15 protein-coding genes are annotated in these 17857 nt (G+C 51.7%); 6 read left to right on the forward strand and 9 right to left on the reverse strand.

Annotation, left to right across the window (positions count from 1 at the left end):
- Positions 1 to 54: 54 nt before the first annotated feature.
- On the reverse strand, positions 55 to 840 hold the full coding sequence (locus NF683_RS11435) for a glutamate racemase (protein WP_253920046.1): 786 nt from the start codon (positions 838 to 840) through the stop codon (positions 55 to 57).
- Between the two features lie 236 nt (positions 841 to 1076).
- Here NF683_RS11435 and NF683_RS11440 point away from each other — a divergent pair, with 236 nt between their 5' ends.
- Positions 1077 to 1250 carry a hypothetical protein gene (locus tag NF683_RS11440; RefSeq protein WP_157698031.1) on the forward strand — a complete coding sequence of 58 codons (174 nt, stop codon included), beginning with the start codon at positions 1077 to 1079 and terminating at the stop codon, positions 1248 to 1250.
- A 56-nt stretch (positions 1251 to 1306) separates the two neighbouring features.
- Here NF683_RS11440 and NF683_RS11445 read toward each other — a convergent pair whose 3' ends face one another.
- The 4 genes from NF683_RS11445 to NF683_RS11460 form a co-directional block, all read right to left on the reverse strand.
- Entirely contained in the window at positions 1307 to 1798 is a 492-nt protein-coding gene (locus NF683_RS11445; protein ID WP_232471500.1) for a RidA family protein, read from the reverse strand.
- A gap of 43 nt (positions 1799 to 1841) precedes the next feature.
- On the reverse strand, positions 1842 to 2243 hold the full coding sequence (locus NF683_RS11450; RefSeq protein WP_089038985.1) for a c-type cytochrome: 402 nt from the start codon (positions 2241 to 2243) through the stop codon (positions 1842 to 1844).
- Positions 2244 to 2255: 12 nt separating this feature from the next.
- The gene (locus tag NF683_RS11455) at positions 2256 to 3842 is read right to left on the reverse strand and encodes a flavin monoamine oxidase family protein (protein WP_253920047.1); all 1587 of its coding nucleotides are present in this window, start codon (positions 3840 to 3842) and stop codon (positions 2256 to 2258) included.
- 521 nt (positions 3843 to 4363) lie between these two features.
- Complete coding sequence (locus NF683_RS11460) at positions 4364 to 7537, reverse strand: acyl-[ACP]--phospholipid O-acyltransferase (protein ID WP_253920048.1); 3174 nt, start codon at positions 7535 to 7537, stop codon at positions 4364 to 4366.
- 134 nt (positions 7538 to 7671) lie between these two features.
- Here NF683_RS11460 and NF683_RS11465 point away from each other — a divergent pair, with 134 nt between their 5' ends.
- Positions 7672 to 8403: a helix-turn-helix domain-containing protein gene (locus NF683_RS11465; protein WP_089038982.1), complete on the forward strand. Its 732-nt coding sequence runs from the start codon at positions 7672 to 7674 to the stop codon at positions 8401 to 8403.
- 27 nt (positions 8404 to 8430) lie between these two features.
- Here the strand turns inward: NF683_RS11465 and NF683_RS11470 are convergent, their stop codons facing one another.
- Positions 8431 to 9366, reverse strand: a complete 936-nt coding sequence (locus NF683_RS11470) for a LysR substrate-binding domain-containing protein (RefSeq protein WP_253920049.1) — start codon at positions 9364 to 9366, stop codon at positions 8431 to 8433.
- Between the two features lie 97 nt (positions 9367 to 9463).
- Here NF683_RS11470 and NF683_RS11475 point away from each other — a divergent pair, with 97 nt between their 5' ends.
- The gene (locus NF683_RS11475) at positions 9464 to 10393 is read left to right on the forward strand and encodes a DMT family transporter (RefSeq protein ID WP_089038980.1); all 930 of its coding nucleotides are present in this window, start codon (positions 9464 to 9466) and stop codon (positions 10391 to 10393) included.
- Positions 10394 to 10479: 86 nt separating this feature from the next.
- The gene (locus NF683_RS11480; protein WP_253920050.1) at positions 10480 to 11343 is read left to right on the forward strand and encodes a putative RNA methyltransferase; all 864 of its coding nucleotides are present in this window, start codon (positions 10480 to 10482) and stop codon (positions 11341 to 11343) included.
- Positions 11344 to 11504: 161 nt separating this feature from the next.
- Here the strand turns inward: NF683_RS11480 and NF683_RS11485 are convergent, their stop codons facing one another.
- A complete protein-coding gene (locus tag NF683_RS11485; RefSeq protein WP_009722287.1) occupies positions 11505 to 11711 on the reverse strand; it encodes a cold-shock protein in 207 nt (68 codons plus the stop codon).
- A gap of 364 nt (positions 11712 to 12075) precedes the next feature.
- Here NF683_RS11485 and NF683_RS11490 point away from each other — a divergent pair, with 364 nt between their 5' ends.
- Entirely contained in the window at positions 12076 to 12549 is a 474-nt protein-coding gene (locus tag NF683_RS11490) for a nucleoside deaminase (protein WP_038481887.1), read from the forward strand.
- Positions 12550 to 12700: 151 nt separating this feature from the next.
- Here the strand turns inward: NF683_RS11490 and NF683_RS11495 are convergent, their stop codons facing one another.
- On the reverse strand, positions 12701 to 12874 hold the full coding sequence (locus NF683_RS11495) for a YqaE/Pmp3 family membrane protein (protein WP_038481890.1): 174 nt from the start codon (positions 12872 to 12874) through the stop codon (positions 12701 to 12703).
- Between the two features lie 354 nt (positions 12875 to 13228).
- Between NF683_RS11495 and NF683_RS11500 the strand changes: the two genes are divergently transcribed.
- Positions 13229 to 15277 carry a TonB-dependent receptor family protein gene (locus NF683_RS11500; protein WP_089038978.1) on the forward strand — a complete coding sequence of 683 codons (2049 nt, stop codon included), beginning with the start codon at positions 13229 to 13231 and terminating at the stop codon, positions 15275 to 15277.
- A 75-nt stretch (positions 15278 to 15352) separates the two neighbouring features.
- On the opposite strand, the gene NF683_RS11505 is transcribed toward NF683_RS11500, so the two are convergent.
- A complete protein-coding gene (locus NF683_RS11505) occupies positions 15353 to 17830 on the reverse strand; it encodes a glucose/quinate/shikimate family membrane-bound PQQ-dependent dehydrogenase (protein WP_253920051.1) in 2478 nt (825 codons plus the stop codon).
- Positions 17831 to 17857: the final 27 nt, after the last annotated feature.

The raw sequence follows: 17857 nt of genomic DNA on the forward strand, positions 1-17857 counted from the left end.
TCAGCTTGTGGGTATTTCATCGTGGTTCACGTTGAAATGTCAGCAGGCCATACGTCATGGTAGCGAGACCACCTCTAACGGGATATCTACGCCGAACTGCTGCAACATACGTTGGAAGGTTTCGACGTTATAGGCATCACTTTCTGTTACTAGGCCACGAATCTGTCCTGTGCCCTGTGTGCCGTTGCCTAGCCCCGCGACAATCGCTTCGGCGGGATCGAGGAAGCGGCAGTTTGGTCTCGCCGGTTCGAAGAAAGTACGCAACCAAGGTAGATGGGTACTTGAAAGCGTCAGAGTATCGATATCAGGATTCTGTTGGAAAACGTCGTCTATAAAAGCAGTGACCGCTTGCTGAGTTGTCTTCGGGTCGAATAGGAAGGCACCATTCTCGACAAGTTCCACCATGGAGGAGGCATTGATCAGGCTGACATTTTCCGGATTAGGCGCATGGTGAGCGATGAATTGCTTCAGAGGTGAACTTTCGATGAGAGAATGCACCCCCATAATGCCAATCTGGCCTGTAACCGATGCGGCAAGCGCTTCTGCGATAGGCGGGTAGACGCCGAACAAGGGGACCAATGTGCTTTGACGAATATCGTCCAGCACCATAATTGAAGGAGCGTTCGAGGCGATGACAATGGCGGATGGAGTGTAGCTCTCTAGAAAGAGCAGCGTGCGATGCATGACTGTGAGTAGTTCATCACGTCCTTTGCTGCCATAAGGAAAGCTCGCTCGGTCAGCGAAATATAAAATATCCTGTTTGGGAAGGCGTTTGTGTATCTCGGCAACAATGGCGTAGCTACCAATACCCGCGTCGAAAACAGCGATAGGTTGGTGCATAGCAAGATCCTTGACGTCGGCTGGTAAATCCTAATGATCCATAATGTTTAAACGCTATGGAAGCGTTATTTCCAGCGACTGCTAAAGAAGGAGGAAATCATATTTAAGGCAAGAGAGAGGAAGGGATAGCTATAGATGCACCCGTTGATCAAACGGCTGAATGCTGGCTCTAGCTTACTAATCGTTTTTAACGATACAGCTAGCGAAAGGAAATACAAGGACGTTAGGAAATTGTCATGATGAAATCACAATTACAGGTAGTGCAGCGTTTTCTTCCCGACTGGGGCGTTACCTACGGCCCGGCTGGCGATGGCCCTTTTCCGGCGATCATGCCAGAAGGCGCGCCCGATGCTAGCGCTGTACATAGTGCCTCAGATGTCGTTTGTGGTCTGCTAACAGCTTGCTATTAAAACAGCCGACTACTTTTATGTGATCGGCTGTTTTGCTTTCTTTTCAGCCCTGTAGGCTACGGTCGAACGGCGGTAACTTCAATTTCTACTAGCCAACCGGGATTGACCAGTGCATCGACGACCATGGCAGAGCGAACGGGTAGGTTAGGCTGTTCTTCGGTACCGAAGAATTGCGTGTAGCCAGCCATAAAGCCTTGGAAATCGACTGTCTCGCCCTCTGGCGCGACAAGAAACGCCTGCATTTTTATAATATCGCCTACCCCTAAACCTAGGTTTTCTAACTGCGCTTTAATGCGGTTCATTACCGTCACTGTTTGCTCTTCGGTGGTTCCAAACGCTTCTGCACTATTTGGATCGGCATCTTCATTGATGATACTAGGAACGGTGCCACTAAGATAAACCGTCGCACTGCTAGAGGGTATCTCAACCGCTTGTAGGATAGGAAAATCAGAATTGGGAATAGGGTGGCGAATAATGTCTTCCGCTAGTGCAGTGCCAGCATAGGCGGAGAGCAACGTTAGCCCGATAATAGCGCTTCTAAAACTCATCATTTAATTCCTTTTGAATTGCTTGTGGTTGAGTGAAAAAAAGTTAGCGCATACTCGCAATCTGTTCTGCACTAGCTTGGTTGTCAGTGTAATTATTGCCAAAATTGGTGCGGATAAAGTTCACTACCGAAGCAACTTGTTCATCTTCCAATAAGCCACCTAAAGCGGGCATAGCTTTATGACCGTGGATAACCAAGCTGATTGGGTAGGCAGCCGTCATTAAGTTGGGATTGTTAGCAAGCGCTGGGTATTCTCCTGCCCCTTTGGCACCTTGCCCACTGGGCATGTGACAACCGGCACAAACACCTGCATAGATGGATGCGCCGTCAGTTTGTGTCAGCATGGAAGGGTCATCGAACCAGTTGCTCGTATCAATGGAAGTCTCCTGGGCCATAAGTGGCATAGAGAGTAAGAGTGCAGTCATTGAAGTGAATAGTGTTTTCATATCGCGAACTCCTTAAGCCTCTGTAATAGTGGTGTGTAGGCGTTCGACGGCATCCAGAGCGGAGAGTACGGCCCCTTCCATCCAGGCCGGAAGATACGAAATATGCTCGCCTGCCATTAACGTTCGCCCGTCCATTACGGTGGCGTCTTGGTAGTCCGCTTCACGATCTTGCCATAGCCCATAACAGCCCAATGTCCATGGAACACGATGCCATGCCACTGAAGCGCCGGTTTTGAACTCATCGTAATATTGAGGGTGAATCTGCGATCCGTATTCCATGACCTTGGCGATTCGGTCTTCGGGAGAGAGGGCGTTAAATTGATAGGCGTAAGCACCCCATGGGTAAGCAGCTAAAAGCACGCCCGGGCCATCGCTAAACATGTTGTAGGGCGGGTAAGAAATTAGCGTAATAGGCAGGTTGGTATAGCTAATGCCGCCGTAGATGTGTTCATCCTCTTCCCAAAAGCGTCGCTTAAACTCAATGCCCGCTTTGAAGGCTGATGCGTAGGGCATGGAATCAATGATCTTGCTCATACGTGGTGAGAAGTCATGATCAATCTGGCTGAGTACCGAAAAAGGAATGGTGCAGATGCAATAATCGGCGGTTTCTGTTTGTTCATTACTGCCGCTATCGGCGGAGGCCCAAGAGGCTGTTACGCGATTACCTTCGTGGCTAATTCGGGTAACTTTAGCGTTATAAGTGATCAGCTCGCCAACTTGCTCTTCAAACCCTTTAGCAATCATGTCCATCCCACCCACTGGTTGGAAGATGGTGGACTGCATATGCAAGTTATCGCCTGTCGTTAGATTGCGCCAAAGCGTTGAATTCAGTATGTCAGAAAGGGCGTTCACTTGAGATGGCTCAGGCTTTCCATCAACGCCGCCACCTTCAGGGTGCGACCAACCGCGGAAAGTGGAAGACTCACTCCCTGTTACATAATCTAAATTGTCGTTTAGCGCCCCATAGCGTTTGAGTGCGGCAACGAGTTTTTCTGCATCTTCAGCACTAACCGCTTCATCTAGACCCTTTTGATCAACGACTTTGGCAAGTAATTCTGCGACGTGTCCTCTGAAATCAGTGGCCACCTCCTTAAAGCGTTGAGGTTTACCATTAAAGGCCTCTGAGTCATGTAGGTAGGCGTTATAATTTACCTGAATGAAAGGCTCCAGTTTAACTCCGAAGCGTTTGCAGTAATCCAATACAGCAAAATGATCTGAAGGGATTCGCCAAGGGCCAGGGTTTAAGTAATTGCCTTCGGCAAAGTCGATATGCTGGGTAAATCCACCTAATTCGGTATAGCTATCGCCTCCACGTAATGTCCAACAACGGCCTCCGGCCTTATCGCGATACTCGAGAATTTTTACGTTGTAGCCTGCATTACGCAACTCAAAGGCTGCTGTCATGCCTGCTAACCCAGCGCCTAAAATTAAAATGTTGGTATTGTCAGGGGCTCCCTGTAGGTTTAGTCGACCCCGCCAGTTAGACGGTGAAGCAAAACCCATTGTGCTCATTGCGGAATACATTGCCGCCGCCCCTGCGACTGCGCCCACCATGCCTAAAAAAGACCGACGCGTAACACCTTCTGGGTTGAATGACATTGCTACCTCTCTATGAAGTCATAGGCAGGTAACTAGAGTCCATTCAGCTTTTCAGTTTCATCCTATGCATAGCATTAAGAGCAATGTTTTGAATTTAAGGACTAATCTGCAGGGCTCTAATTATCTAGCCGATATACGGTACATGCAGATATATGCATGTACCATGCCAGATTTAATAACCCATTGTTTTAACTAATTTAGTTAAAGTTTATAAATGTTATAAGAATCACAAGCGTAGGTATAAATTCCAGATTAGTGCGCGCCTTTAGGGGTTATCTCCTTTTTGGTGCGAGAAGGGGAGATCGCTTGCGGGTGAGCAAATACCAGGTTTTATCCATTGCTGAACGTTATTCTCTCCAATCAGAAAGCCGTCTCGTTAGCTAAAAGCTGTGGCTGTAAGGATGGCCGTTTTAGGCAAACCGCTAATACGTAACTCAGCTAGCCAAGTCTGAATACGAAGCTTGGCTAGCTAAACGTTTTATCCTGTCGGCAACAATGGCTTCTATTGAGTTGGCGAAAGTCTAAGCATGGCGGCCAATCAGGGTTAAAAAGCCGTCTTCATCGATAAACCCTTTATCGCCGGTGACAAACCAGCGTTGGCCATCGAGTTCTTTAATGGCGGCGGCTGTGCGTTTCGGGTCGTTTAAGTAGCCCTGCATCACCTGAGGGCCGCTGATCAAAATCATGCCTGCTTCTCCGGTAGGCTGTTCCGCAAAGCTTTCCGGTTCAACGATTTTAAAGCTGGTGCCGGGGAGCGGCATACCGACGGTACCCGCTTTACTGCCTTGCTGTATTGTTTGGTAATGAGCGCCCAACGAATCCGGTAGATTGACCGATGCCACAGGAGCGGTTTCGGTTGCCCCGTAGCCTTTATAAATAGGCTTATGGAATTTTAGGACGAAGTCGCTGCATACCTGCTCATCCAATGTTTCGGCACTGACAACGACTGCCCGTAGGCTTTCTAGCATGGGTGGGTGCACGTTGGGGCTGTTGTTTAGGTGCTGTAGAAAGTCTGATGTGCCGAACATCAGGGTGGCTTTGTGCTTGGCAACAGCGCTGGCAATGCCAGCAGTGTCGTTGGGGTCTGCATGGCAGACCAGTGGCAGGCCTTCGATAAGTGGCAGCAGTTGGGTAACGGTGAGACCAAAGGCATGAAACAGCGGCAGCGAGCCGATCACCACATCGTCATGTTGGGTATTAAGCACATCGGAGGTCTGCTTAATATTTGCCATCAGGTTGCGGTGGCTCAGCATGACGCCTTTAGGCTGTCCTTCGCTTCTACTTGGAAACACAATGGCGGCGGTGGCATTGGCATCTCTACTGCGGCAGTAAAGGCGCTGAAGCAGCCACGCAGGTAGCAGGCGAACGGCAAGCCAAGTGCTGACGCGTTCATGGCGTCGGATATCGGCTTGTAGGTCTTCCAGGTAAATCGTCTGGGTATTTGCTAGCCGCTGGCTGATGTTTAACCCTTGTTGCTGGAGTTTTTCGACGAAGTGGCGCGAGGTCAGCACTGTATTGATGTCGGCTTGGGTGAGCGCCGCAGAAAACGCGTCTTCTTTCGCGGTGCCATTGGGTCTGTCGTTAAAATGATAGTTGAGGCTAACCAGTGTTTTTCCAGCCAGAAGTGTTGCCATATTGGCCAGTGCACCCGCGCTGCTATTGGGCAGCAGTAGGCCCACGTTTTGCTCAGGGGTTAGCGTGTGGATGCGCTTTGCAACATGCAGACTGGCGGTAAGTGCTTGGCCTGCCGTCAGCGGGTGGCTAAGGGTATCAGTGAGTGCTTGTGCGCCAAGGTTACGCTTCACGCTACGAATCCAGGCGTCGGGCAGCGAGGGCAGTTCATCGATAGCATGTTGCCACGAGTTAGTTGCTTGTTCGAAGATGCGCCGTTTGAGCACGTCGGCAGGGGTGTCTTTAGGCAGCGGCTTGCCAAACGCAACGACGACTGAGCGATGGAGAGGCGCGTTACGCAGCTCTTTGAGTTTGCTGGATGAGCGAGAAAACTGGCTACCCCACAGCCCGCGCAGGTAAAACGGCACAATACGTACCTCTGGGTTGGCCAGCTTACACGCGCGTTCATAGCCTCGGCGCAGCTCGCCTAACTGGCCGTTGCGGCTAATCGCGCCTTCGGGGAACAGGCATACCACTTCACCGTTATTCAGTTGTTCGGCAACGGCGGCTAGGGCGTTATCGGCTCCTGCGCCCCGTTCGATAGGAATACAGCCCAGCGCCTTAAAAAACCAACGTAAATACCAACGCTGATAAATATCCTTCAGCATGACAAAGCGCACGGGGCGAGGGCAGGCGATTTGCACCATTGCCCAGTCTACCCAGCTGATATGGTTGCCAAGCAGCAGCACGCCGCCTTGGGCAGGCAGGTGCTCTAACCCATGAACATCAACACGATAACGGCGGGTCAGCAGGAAACTGAGTAGAAAGCGTACTAAGCTTTGGGGCAGTTTGAAGATAGTGTAGCCACCGCCCACCATGGCAACGGTCGCCACGAGCAGCAACAGGTAGTGGCTATCTACACCTGCCAGGGCAAACAGCGCGGTAAGCGCCAAGAAACCCAGCATAGACAGGTTCTGAATCCAGTTATTAGCAGCCAACACAGTGCCTAGTTCATGGTCTGCCGCATGAAATTGAATCAGTGCATTGAGCGGTACAATGAATAACCCGCCCATCATGCCAATAAATACAAAGTTTAGTGCTTGGCTGATCGGGGTGGTGAGCAGTGGCAGGCACCACAGGCCCACCGCAACGCCGACAGCGCCTAATGGAATCAAACCGGTTTCAATACGGTTACGCGACAGCTTGCTGGCAAGCAATGATCCTAACGCAATCCCAATACCGCTAGCGGCAAGAATTCCTTGCAGTACTAAGGTGTTATCAATGCTGAGTGCATCTTTGGCGTAGGCGGGAAACGCGGCGAGCAGCACCTGGCCCACCGACCAGAAAGTCGCAAGACCGATAATTGACAGCCGCAGCACCGGTTGGCGGCCCAGAATGCTCAGGTTGTCTTTGAGTGCGCTGCCTTTGATATAGCGCTGCCAGGTGAGCGGGGTCGTCGAGGGCTGTGCGTTATCCGGTTTCAAGCGATACAGTGCCATCACTTGTATAACGCTGTTCAACACCAGCAGCCAACCCAGCGGCGCAATGCTGCGTAATAGCTCGCCGGGTGTTTGGGCGCTGGGCAAGATCCAGCTTTCAAACAGCGCGGTAAAGGCCACGGTGCCTGCCAAAATGGCACCAATGGTGACGGCCTGGATAAGTCCGTTAGCTTCTGCCAAGCGGGGTTTGCCAAATAGCCCTTTCACCAAGCCATACTTTGCGGGGGAGTAAAAGGCTGACTGAATTGCCAGTATTAGCGTCATGGCAAACGCCAGCCAAAACCAGCCTTGGTAATAAGCGGCGGTGATGCCCAGTGAAACAGCGACAGCGGCCCAGGCGGAAACCCGGAGAATGCGAACTTTGGGGTAGCTATCCGCCACATGACCTGCGGGGCTGAACAGTAAAATAAACGGCAAAAGGATAAGCCCATTGACCAATGCCGTCAGTACCACCTGGGTTTCGCCATCGTAGCTTTTAAAAATCGTGTTTTGAATGACGATTTTATGTCCTAAATCCACAAAGGCATTCAAGAAAATGGCAATCAGGTAGGGCCAAACACCCGTGATGCGTAGTAAAGGTTGCATGAAATGACGCCTTATAAACCAGAAGTTAGGGCACTTTCGGTAAATGGGGTTAATGTTGCAACTCTGGTGGTTAAAGTTGTGTTATTTGGGCTTTACGGTATCGTTATACGCTACTTTATATGTCTGGAGGTTGTGTGTCTCAGACAAGCGCGCTTATTGATACCTTAAAACGCCAGTTGCGCTCCCAGGGGAAAACCTACGCTGATGTGGCGTTATGGCTTGGGTTGAGCGAGGCCTCGGTCAAACGGCTATTCGCTGAGCAGCACATCACCCTAGAGCGGCTAGAGCGTATTTGCGATCAGCTTAACCTGGAATTTGCTGAGTTGGTGCAATCCATGCAAGAGGAAGAGCACCGTTTGCAGGAGCTGACCCAGGCGCAGGAGCAGAGCATTGTCGATGATCGTGAGCTGTTTTTGGTCGCTGTGTGTGTGATTAACGGCTATCGGTTTGATGAAATTCATCACCAGTACCAGCTCAGCGAGGCGCAGTGTACTCGGCAACTGCTGGCGCTAGAACGGCTAAAGCTGATTGATCTATTGCCGGGTAATCGGATCCGGCGGCGTGTGGCCGCGAATTTTCGTTGGCGGCCTGGCGGCCCCATTCAGCGTTTTTTCCAGCAATATATTGCCACAGAGTTTTTTCAGTCCCGTTTCGATAGCGACAGCGAAAAGCTAATTGTGCTGAATGGCCTGCTTTCTCATGCGGGTAATGCTGAATGGCAACAAACGATGCAGCGGCTGGCAAAAGAGTTTCACGCCCTGTGTGAACGCGAAAGCGGGCTGCCCATTCATCAGCGCTTTGGTACCACCTCAGTGCTGGCTGTGCGTCAGTGGCAATATGCGTTGTTCCAGGGCTATAAGCGGTAAGGCTAGGTTCGACATGCCACGCGGCTGTCACGATGTATTGCGAAAGAGTGCTGCTTCCTGTGCTAGCCACTCGGTAAAGCGGCCCACCGCAGGTGGCATTTCCCCATCAGGAGGCAAAATCAAATCATAGGCGAAGGGGGAAATGAGGGGGTAGTGCTCTTCAAAAGGGCGCACTAAAACGCCGCTTGCAAGCCGGTCGGCAACGAGTGGGTAGCTAGCAAGTACCACGCCTTGGCCGGCAATGGCTTGATCTAAGGCCAGGCTATAGAGCGAATATTGGCGCTGGTTAGGCATTTTATTTATCGCTATCCCAACCGCTTTGAACCAATCGCTCCAGCCTGGGATGTGGCGCTGGTTGGCATGGGTACACCAATCCACGGTGAGTAGCGTCTGTGTTAGTAAGTCGCTGGGCGATTTTATCGTTGCCTGTGCTAATAAAGTGGGCGAGCAAACGGGAAATAGTGTGTCTTCAAAAAGACGTCGGCTGGAGACGCCTGGCCAAGGACCTTGTCCGTAGCGCAGCGATAAGCGCGCCCTGTTTGGCAGCCATAACGGTTGGGTTAGGCGAGACTCGGCATCCAGCGATATTTCTATTTCGCGCTCGCTTGCTTCAAAACGAGGTAAACGAGGCAGCAACCAAAGCTGTAGAAAAGAAGGCGGTGCGCTGATCAGTAAGCGAAAGGCTTGTTCCGAGCGCTCGGTGACGTGCTGTACGCCACTAGCGATACGCAGAAGCCCCGCTTGCACATCTTCCGCCAATATCCGCCCCGCTTCGGTGACACATACTCCATTGGCATGACGTTCAAAGAGCGCCACCCCCAAATGCCCCTCTAGCTGCTTCACCTGACGGCTAACCGCGCCAGAGGTAACGCCAAGCCGATAAGCGGCGGCTTTGAAGCTGTTCTCTCGCGCAGCTTCGGCAAAGGCGCGTAGTGCATTAAGTGGTAATCTTTCAATTCTCATAGCATGAGTTTTCCTAAGCCTAGGCCAGAGAAGTAATCGTTTGTACGAGGTTTCTCTTCCTGGTGCAATAGGCGCCTTAATGTTATGGGAGCGTGCAATGAATACTCAAAGAGTAGCGTCAATTAACGCTAATGACAGCTCTGTAGTGGTATTCCAGCGTAAATCAGTGGATACCACAGCAGCATCACTAATGCTGCTATTTTGCTTGATACTGGGGTTTCAGCAAGTAGCGATTAAAGGTGTGGCTGAGGATATCTCACCCATGGTGCAGATAGCTCTACGCTCCGCTATCGCTGGAACACTGGTCGGTTTACTAGCTTATTGGCGAGGCGTTCGCTGGGCAGATTTGCGCCGTCATTGGATTGCCGGTTTGTTGGTTGGCTTAGGGTTTGCGGCGGAGTTCGCATTTGTTGCCTGGGGGTTAACGTATACCTTGGCATCGCACATGTCGGTCTTTCTTTACACGGCCCCCATTTTTGCCGCGCTTGGCTTACATCTTTGGGTGCCTGGTGAACAGTTGTCTATGCGGCAGTGGTGGGGGGTAGGGTTGGCATTCACAGGGATGGTGATTGCGATGGCGCCGAGTGGTACTTATGACATAGAGATTGTCATCGGTGATGCGCTGGGCTTGCTAGCTGGACTCTCCTGGTCGGCTACGACCGTTGTAATTCGCAAGACCTCGCTTTCCGAGGCACCAGCAGAACTTACCTTGAGCTATCAACTGGGTATAACGGCGCTGTTACTGTTGCCGGTAGCGGTTATCTCTGGCCAGTTAATGAGCGCGCAGTTTGCTCCTATGGTGGTTGCCAGCCTTGGTTTTCAGGCACTAATTATTTCGTTTGGCGCATTACTGCTTTGGTTCACGTTGCTGCGCCGCTATCGTGCTTCTCAGTTAGGAGTGTTTTCTTTCTTAGCGCCGCTTTTTGGTGTGCTTTTTGGTACCCTGCTGCTTAATGAGCCGCTTAGCGTCAATTTTATAATTGGTGGGAGCGTTATCTTAGCCGGCATTGTTCTGGTAACGCGCTAACCACGTGGGCCGCCAATGATGGCCTTGCGTCTTTTAATCAGTGAAGAACTGACTTATGGGCCTAACTGTTTTATGAATTATTTTTTATGAATAGCACTCCTTTTCAATTACTAGCCTGTCCGTTAGATGGCGAGCCGCTTCATCTGGCAGGCAGTACTTGGCGCTGCTCTGTTGGGCATAGCTTCGATGTTGCTAAGCAAGGTTACGTCAACTTGCTTCCGGTACAGCAAAAGCGTTCCGCTGATCCTGGTGACAGTAAGCTGATGGTGGCAGCAAGGCAGCGTTTTCTTGAGGCTGGTTACTATCAGCCTATTGCTCAGGCGGTAAGTAAACATCTGATAAGCCATGCTGATGCGCAATCTGCCAGCTCGCTATTTGGTTGCTTGGATGCTGGCTGCGGTGAAGGCTATTACTTGCGTGAGCTATCTCGTGCTGCATCGAATTCGCGGTCACTTTCATTGCTGGGGTTAGATATTTCCAAGTGGGCTGTCCTGTCGGCGGCCAGGCAAGATGATAAAAAATCTCCGCTTTGTCGTTGGGTCGTCGGGAGCAATGCACACTTGCCAGTTCAAACGAAGACGCTCGACAGTGTGCTGTGTATGTTTGGTTTTCCAGTGCATCACGAATTTGCGCGGGTATTAAAGCCGGGTGGCCTGTTGGTGCAGGTTGAGGCAGGAGCGGGGCACTTGCGTGAGCTGAGGGAGGTGATTTATCCCACGCTTAAGCTAGACACGACAAGTGAACGGGAAGTGCCTGAGGGCTTTATCCAGTTGCACACAGAGTCACTTAACTATCAAATAACGCTGGAAGGGCAGGCATTAATTGGTGACCTATTAACGATGACGCCACATCTATACCGCGCCAGTCAGGAAGGCCGAGCACGTGCAGCGGCACTTGATGAGCTTACCCTGACGGTAGATGCCAAACTAATGGTGTATGAGCGTAAATAAGGGGTGTTACAAATCCGACCATACTCTCTTTCTGCATCTTTATTCTAACTGTCTTTCATTTTGTCTTTCATTTTCAACATGCAAACGCAACAAGGCCCGCATAAGCGGGCCTTGTTATTCGAACCTGTTAAGGTTCGAGCAAATTCTTAAACCGTTAAGGCTTAGGACATTTGCTTGATGTTAGAAGCCTGAAGGCCTTTCTTACCCTGGGTAACGTCAAAAGAAACGTTAGCACCTTCTTGAAGGGTTTTGAAACCGTCAGACTGAATTTCAGAGAAATGAGCAAAAAGGTCGTCGCCGCCGTCAGAAGGAGCGATGAAACCAAAACCTTTAGTGTCGTTAAACCATTTAACTGTGCCAGTTGCCATGATGTAGATCCTTTCGCGCTAATGCGCCGTAATAAAGTTCCTGGTATTACCCAGATGAATAGTAGCGGGTGAAACAAGGAATACAATATCAGGCTGCCGAAATAGATCGTACACTTCTGAAACCATGCTGCTTGCTAACCAACTGACGCTACAGTGACATGATTTTTTCTTCGGGTCAAAGCTTTTTTATGAATATTTTCTGGGGGGTGGTGTCAGGACAGCGGTTACTTCCACCCCACTTTTCAGGTGCTTGGGGGCTTTACGGTGAGTCAGACCTTTAATGTTAAAAATGGTATCTTTGGCGAAGCACTTTTGAAACGACAACCCTATCGGTAAGGCACGTTATCAAAACGAGGAGAATCCAATGATTGCCGAACATGAATTGGCATACCTAAAGCGCGCGGTGGCTTTAGCAGAGGAGGCTTTAAATGCAGGGGATGAGCCATTTGGTAGCGTGCTGGTAAATGCTGAAGGTAAGGTATTAGCCGAGGATCGAAATCGCATTGCCGGTGGAGATTCTACTCAGCATCCAGAGTTTTCGCTGGCCCGCTGGGCAGCGAACCATATGACGCCTGAAGAGCGCTCGAAAGCGACTGTCTATACCTCTGGAGAGCACTGTCCAATGTGTGCAGCGGCTCATGGGTGGGTAGGGCTAGGACGTATCGTTTACGTCAGTTCTTCTGAGCAGTTGGGAGTATGGTTGGCTGCACTTGGCGTAGCGCCACCGCCTGTCGCTCCGCTATCGATTAATGAGGTGGTACCTGGTTTGACTGTTGATGGCCCAGTGCCTGGGCTGGACGAGCAAGTCCATGCCTTGCATCGCCGCTTGCACGCATAACGTCAGGGCCGGGTTTTGAAGGGTTGGGTATTAATTGTCCGGCAAGACTGGGTGAGCAATGCATGGCCCATAAAGACAAACGCCGCCTTGTGCTCGTCAAGGCGGCGTTTGTTAAATCGGTGCAAAAAAGAGCATCGGTGCTTCAATATGCCTAGTGTTTCAATATGACATAGAAGGCGTGAATGATGCCTGGAATAAAGCCAAACAGCGTGAGAATGATATTTAGCCAGAAATGCCCTTTGAAACCGACCTCAAAAAACACCCCTAGTGGGGGTAGAAGAATGGCAAAGATCATCTTGATCGGGTCAGTTGCGGTAAACGCCATGCAGCCTCCTTTGCTTATACAGTCTGTCGGTTGATAACGAACAGGTTAATAACGTGGGTTTCTAGAATGTAGATATCAATAACGGTTTTAGCGCTGATTGCTAATGCTGGCCTTTTAGCAACAGTGCGGTTCAGCGATTGAGCGTAACGTAGTCGCAATGATTAAGTTTGGCGAATCAGTGCGACTTAGGTACGACCTCGTGTTTGGGCTATCGTTCACTTGCTTAGGCAGGCGTATTCAAGAACTTAGGTTTTCAAGAGCTTAGATTTTCAAGAACTTAGGTTTTCAAAAAATTAGATCTTCAAGAAATTAGGGCTGCGAAAGCCCATCGACTACAGATGAATAAGGAACGCCATGAGTCACTATCTACCGCCATCACTGCTGCTCGCGAGCGTTGTTCTAGCCAGCCCTGTGTGGGCGCAGGCGCCCAGCAGTGAAGATGCGGTACTGCCTACAGTAGAGGTGAGCGCTCCGCGCTTAGCCCGCGAGCTGTATGCCACACCAGCGGCCGTTTCTACCTTGGAGCGCGAAGAAATTGCCCAAGGTCAGCAACGGGTGAGGTTGGATGAAGCGCTTAACCGAGTGCCGGGGGTGTTTTTACAAAACCGCGATAACTTCGCCCAAGGGCAACGCATTGCTATTCGCGGCTTTGGCGCACGTGCTCCATTTGGTGTGCGTGGGATTACCGTTATGGTAGATGGCATTCCTTACACACTTCCGGATGGTCAAGCGCAGTTGGATGCCATTGATTTAGATAGCGCCGAGCGTATTGAGGTGATTCGCGGGCCGTCTTCAGTGCTTTATGGTAATGCGGCGGGCGGAGTGATTGATGTGACCACTGCCGATGGGCGTGATAACCCCGGTACACGGCTGCGGATGGGCGCAGGTAGTGATGGCTATCAAAAAGTGGCACTGCAAAATGGCGGCGTTCGGGGCGATTGGTCGCACCATATCAGTCTGACGGCGCTTAACGTTGATGGTTATCGTGAACAAAGCTCAACCGAGAAGTATTTGCTGAATGCAAAGTTGCGTCGAGAGCTCGGCAGTGGGCGGGCAGTTACCGCGATTATTAATCTGCTGGAGAATCCCCGTTCGGAAGATCCAGGGGCACTTAATGCCCGTGAAGTTGCCGCTGGGCGCGATCAGGCCGCGCCCAATTCGCTAGCGCTAGATGCTGGTCAAAACGTCGATCAGCAGTTGTTGGGTCTGCAATACGAGGACTTAGCGGCGGGTGATGGCGAGCTGTATCTTAAAGGCTTTATTGCTCAGCGTGATTTTGAACAGCAACTGCCTTTTGTGGGTAGTAGTCGTTTGGGCTATCAGCGTGACTATATGGGCGCAAGCGCTGAATATCATCACGAGGCGGCGTTAGGGAGCTTGCCGCTGAGTTATATCGTTGGGGTGGATGTGGCGCGCCAAGAGGATGAGCGTTTTCGTAACGATGTTGATGCTCAAGGGGTTGTTGGCGAGCAGTTAGCGGATGAAACCCAAACGGCGACGTCTGCGGGTGTGTTTGCCCAAGGGGATTTAGCGCTATCGGAACAGCTTTCGCTCTCGTTGGGCGCGCGATTTGACCGGGTGGCGCTAGACGTCGACGATACGTTTCTTGATGACGGAGATCAAAGCGGAAAGCGTACCTTTAACGAGTGGAGTGGCTCGGCGGGGCTAAGCTATCGCTATCGTCCGCAGCACCAAGCGTATATTAATACCGGCACCGCGTTTGAGACGCCCACGTTTTCTGAGTTTGCCGACCCGACTGGCGGTGGTTTCAACCCCGTTGTTGAGCCGCAAAAAGCATGGAATCGCGAAATCGGGTTGCGTGGCTACATTGAGCCGTTGGCGATGGATTACGATCTCGCACTATTTTCGGTCCGCGTTCGCGATGAGCTGGTGCCGTATGATGAGGGTGGCCGTACCTTCTATCAGAATGCAGGCGACACAAATCGCGATGGCCTAGAACTGGCGCTGGGCTGGCAGCTTGCCGACCAGTGGCGTCTGGATAGCGCTTTAACCCTCGCGCGTTATGAATTCGATAAGTTTGCAACACCTAGTGAACGCTTTGATGGCAACCGGATTCCTGGGTTGCCAGAGCAGACGTGGGTCAATCAATTGACCTGGGAAAACCTTGATCAGCGTTTCGCCACGTTGGAAACCGAATACATCGGTGATTTAGTGGCGGATAACGCTAATGCGACGGAAGTAGATAGCTATTGGCTGCTCAACCTCCGGGTAGGTGATGGTTGGCAGTTAAGTGAAGGTACGCGACTAAGCGCTTATCTTGGTCTGCGCAATCTGCTTGATGAAGAGCACTATGCCAATGTGCGCTTAAACGGCACCTTTGGCCGCTTTTATGAGCCAGCCCCAGGGCGAAGTGTTTATGGCGGCGTGGAGCTGAGTTTTTAATCAGAGGTTCCCTCGCAAAAAAACGGGCGACCCATTGGGTCGCCCGTTTTCGTTCGTCGCTACGCTAAGTGATGGCTATTCCGGTAAAGCGTAACCAATCACGTAGTCACCCATTTTGGTGCCGAAGGTGCCGTGACCACCGGCGGTAACGACCACATATTGGCGGCCATCTGCACCGGTGTAGGTCATCGGTGTTGCTTGGCCACCTGCAGGCAAGCGAGCTTTATACAGCTCTTCGCCAGTGGTGATGTCGTAGCCGCGCAGGTATTGATCCAGCGTGCCGCTTAGGAAGGAAACGCCACCCGCAGTGGTTAGCGGGCCGCCTAGCGCAGGGACGCCGACATTCAGACCAATCGGCAGATCAAAGGGCATGCTGTCGCGGGTGGTGCCATTGTGGTGCTTCCACACAACTTCGTTACTTTGCAGGTCGATTCCTGCCACATCCCCCCAGGAGGGCGCTTGGCAGGGAAGGCCGAGTACTGACAGCAGCGGGCCGAGTTCGACTGCGTAAGGGGCACCCGTGTTGGGCTGCAGGCCTTGCTCGCTAGCTGAGCCTTGGCCATCCTCAACTTCATCACGTGGAATCAGCTTGGAAACAAACGCTAAGTACTTCGCGCCGGTAAACAGTGCTTGGCGTTCTGGGTCTACCGCAATACCCCCCCAGTTCATCACCCCAACGTTGCCAGGGTAGATAATGCTGCCTTCCAGCGAAGGCGGTGTGTACTGGCCTTCATAGCGCAGCGAGCGGAACTGGATGCGGCACATCATCTGATCAAAGGGTGATGCGCCCCACATGTCGCGCTCGGTAAGCGGCGGTGGTAGCAAATTCAGCGCTGAGCGAGGTTGGGTTTCTGCCGTCCAGTCGCCTTCAATAGCACCTTGAGGAGCGGGCACTTCTTCAATGGGCACAATCGGCTCGCCGGTCTCACGGTTTAATACATACAAGCTGCCCTGTTTAGTGGGCTGAATGACGGCTGGCTGGGTGCCATCTGCTGTCGCTAAGTCAATCAATACGGGCTGTGCAGGTGTGTCCATGTCCCACAAGTCGTGGTGCACAAACTGGTACACCCAGGCCACCTGGCCGTCGTCCAAATTAAGCGCCACTAGCCCGGCACTAAAGGTCTCATCATTTTCAGAGCGGTTAGCACCGTACTGGTCCGGCGTAGCGTTACCCATGGGCAGGTAAACGAGGCCAAGCTCCTCATCGACGCTAATCGGCGCCCACACATTGGGTGAGTTACGTGTGTAAGTCTCGCCCTCTGCTAATGGTGTGGTGTCTTCAGGGTTGCCGCTGTCCCAGTTCCACACTAGTTCGCCAGTATGCACGTCGAAGGCGCGTATAACGCCAGAGGGTTCGTCGGTTGAGCTGTTGTCGGTAACGTGGCCACCCAAAATCACTAAGTCTTCAGTGACAGTCGCTGGCGATGTCGAGTAATAGCCTCCTGGGCTAAACTCGCCAATATTGTTCGTTAGGTCGATCTCACCGTTTTCGCCGAAACTTTCACAGCGCTCCCCGGTATCGGCGTTAAGTGCAATCAGGCGGGCATCGGCGGTGGGTAGGTAAAGCCTGCGTGGGCACATGACATCGGTGGCGCTTAACAGCTCAGAAGTTGAGTCTTCTTCAGAGGTGAGCGAGAAGGATAGGTCGAGTTCAAACTGACTGCCATCGGCATACAGCGTTGGTTTATCGGTGGTGGAGTCTTCAGCACTGCTGGAATAATTAGCCGCATCATAATACGCCAAGCCACGGCAGGTCATATGCGCCCAGCCGGAAAAGTCGTCTGCGCCCATGGTGCTAATGTTGGGATCAAACGCCCACAGGGTTTCGCCGGTTTCGGGCGACAATGCCATCGCACGGCTGTGCGATGTACAAATATAAAGGCTATCGTTGACCTTTAACGGCGTGTTTTGGTTGGTGATTTCAGGCGGTGCATTGGGGCCGGGTTCATCACCGGTTTGAATACGCCACACCTCTTCCAGTTCGTCTATATTGTCGGGAGTAATCTGACTAAGCGAGGAGTAGTGCGTCCCTGCATTAGTGCCGCCGTAGGCAGGCCAGTCATCGCCTGCAGCCTGGGCTGGGTTAACCTCTTTATTATTGGCAGACTCCATCGTGCCTGCCACAGTACCTGGATAGGTGAATTGACTAGCAATTGCCACAATAATCGCTGCGACAATGCTTGCCACTAGCGCTAGGCTGCCGCCGCGTGAATGTAGCGGTTTGCGCCACCAGGGAAGCAGTAAAATGATGCCAATTAAACAGACAATGGCAACCCTGGGGACCAGCTGCCACCAGTCTAAGCCAACTTCCCAGAGTGCCCATAGAAGCGTTGCAAAAAGTACCGCCGCATAGAGCCATAAGGCTATGCCTTTGCGCATTGCCAGCAGTACACCGACAACAAAAATACTGACCCCAGCGATTAAGTAGTAAGCGCTGCCACCTAAACTAAGCAGCTTAGCGCCGCCAATGGTCAGTGCAACACCAGCTACCGCGAGTAGCAGGCCAAGCAGTAGCGCTGGCCATTTGCCGTGGGCACGCGTGTGTCCATCCATGAGAAAACCCCTATTAACAACGAATTG

Source organism: Halomonas sp. MS1 (genome assembly GCF_024182575.1).
GTDB lineage: Bacteria > Pseudomonadota > Gammaproteobacteria > Pseudomonadales > Halomonadaceae > Vreelandella.

Bases quoted from the DNA above. Each gene is read 5' to 3' on its own strand.
- NF683_RS11450 (WP_089038985.1), bottom strand. From the start codon at position 2,243: ATGAAAACACTATTCACTTCAATGACTGCACTCTTACTCTCTATGCCA.
- NF683_RS11500 (WP_089038978.1), top strand. From the start codon at position 13,229: ATGAGTCACTATCTACCGCCATCACTGCTGCTCGCGAGCGTTGTTCTA.
- NF683_RS11435 (WP_253920046.1), bottom strand. From the start codon at position 840: ATGCACCAACCTATCGCTGTTTTCGACGCGGGTATTGGTAGCTACGCC.
- NF683_RS11490 (WP_038481887.1), top strand. From the start codon at position 12,076: ATGATTGCCGAACATGAATTGGCATACCTAAAGCGCGCGGTGGCTTTA.
- NF683_RS11495 (WP_038481890.1), bottom strand. From the start codon at position 12,874: ATGGCGTTTACCGCAACTGACCCGATCAAGATGATCTTTGCCATTCTT.
- NF683_RS11455 (WP_253920047.1), bottom strand. From the start codon at position 3,842: ATGTCATTCAACCCAGAAGGTGTTACGCGTCGGTCTTTTTTAGGCATG.
- NF683_RS11485 (WP_009722287.1), bottom strand. From the start codon at position 11,711: ATGGCAACTGGCACAGTTAAATGGTTTAACGACACTAAAGGTTTTGGT.
- NF683_RS11445 (WP_232471500.1), bottom strand. From the start codon at position 1,798: ATGAGTTTTAGAAGCGCTATTATCGGGCTAACGTTGCTCTCCGCCTAT.
- NF683_RS11440 (WP_157698031.1), top strand. From the start codon at position 1,077: ATGATGAAATCACAATTACAGGTAGTGCAGCGTTTTCTTCCCGACTGG.
- NF683_RS11470 (WP_253920049.1), bottom strand. From the start codon at position 9,366: ATGAGAATTGAAAGATTACCACTTAATGCACTACGCGCCTTTGCCGAA.
- NF683_RS11505 (WP_253920051.1), bottom strand. From the start codon at position 17,830: ATGGATGGACACACGCGTGCCCACGGCAAATGGCCAGCGCTACTGCTT.
- NF683_RS11475 (WP_089038980.1), top strand. From the start codon at position 9,464: ATGAATACTCAAAGAGTAGCGTCAATTAACGCTAATGACAGCTCTGTA.
- NF683_RS11460 (WP_253920048.1), bottom strand. From the start codon at position 7,537: ATGCAACCTTTACTACGCATCACGGGTGTTTGGCCCTACCTGATTGCC.
- NF683_RS11480 (WP_253920050.1), top strand. From the start codon at position 10,480: ATGAATAGCACTCCTTTTCAATTACTAGCCTGTCCGTTAGATGGCGAG.